The sequence below is a fragment of the Acinetobacter stercoris genome, from assembly GCF_900323515.1.
In the GTDB taxonomy this organism is placed as follows: Bacteria; Pseudomonadota; Gammaproteobacteria; order Pseudomonadales; family Moraxellaceae; genus Acinetobacter; species Acinetobacter stercoris.
The window spans coordinates 1-881 of record NZ_OOGT01000425.1 but is presented as its reverse complement, the minus strand read 5'-3'; the positions used below and the strand labels follow the sequence as shown (position 1 = coordinate 881).

Below are 881 nucleotides of genomic sequence, written 5' to 3'. Positions count from 1 at the left end.
TGCTTAAATCCTTACATTTAGTAATATTCACGAGATATTGAAATGAACAAACAATCGCTTCACTTGAATATTCCTTACAATAATTCCAATACCCATTTTCACCTTTTGGATAAATGTGATGATTATTTATCCATAACTGTTTTTGTTCTGGAGATATGTCCATATTATTAATATATAGGGAATGTTCAACAGAATTTGAATATTTGAAATCTGAAATACAGATAGAATCATTTAAATAGCAGAGTGTATTTGCGTTATATACTTTATAAATAAAGTATATAACGCAAAGCCCAATAATAACTAAAACAATACGCTTCATTTTTTTGCTCTTTTCGCTTGTGTAAAACCTGTCTGTTNACGCCGATTTTTTATTTCTTGTGCTGTCGGTGGTTGCCAGTTTTTTACAGTCATCTTTAATTAACGAAAGAAATTNCAAATTCATTTCGTTAATTCTATAGCTTAAACTCAGTTTTAGATAATGATCATTATGCAAAAATGCATCATACTCATGCATTTTTGCATTAAAAAATATACTGGGATATGTATTTATATATTTAAGAAAAAACCTCCCTAAGGAGGTTTGGCTTTGTTGCACAAACCTATCTGTAAAGGCTTTTTCAGCGATATAATTTTCAAATGAAGAAGCCTACACACAAAATCTACCGCACAACCAATTGGCCCGCATATAACCGAGCACTCATGAGTCGCGGAAATATTGCCATTTGGTTTGATCCTGCTACGCAATGGTATGCGCCATCAAAAGGCAAACAAGGGCGAAATCAAACCTACTCCGACGCAGCCATCCAATGCTGCTTAATGATTAAATCCTTATTCCGTCTGTCTTTACGTATGGTCACTGGCTTTGTGCAAAGTCTGATTAA

1 protein-coding gene and 1 pseudogene are annotated in these 881 nt (G+C 33.3%); one reads left to right on the top strand and one right to left on the bottom strand.

What is annotated here, in order from left to right; translation table 11 throughout:
• Positions 1–319 (bottom strand): annotated as a pseudogene (locus KPC_RS20675) (hypothetical protein); the annotation flags it as partial.
• A gap of 317 nt (positions 320–636) precedes the next feature.
• Between KPC_RS20675 and KPC_RS20025 the strand changes: the two are divergent.
• On the top strand, positions 637–881 hold a 245-nt coding region (locus KPC_RS20025; protein WP_171072066.1), incomplete at its 3' end, for a transposase.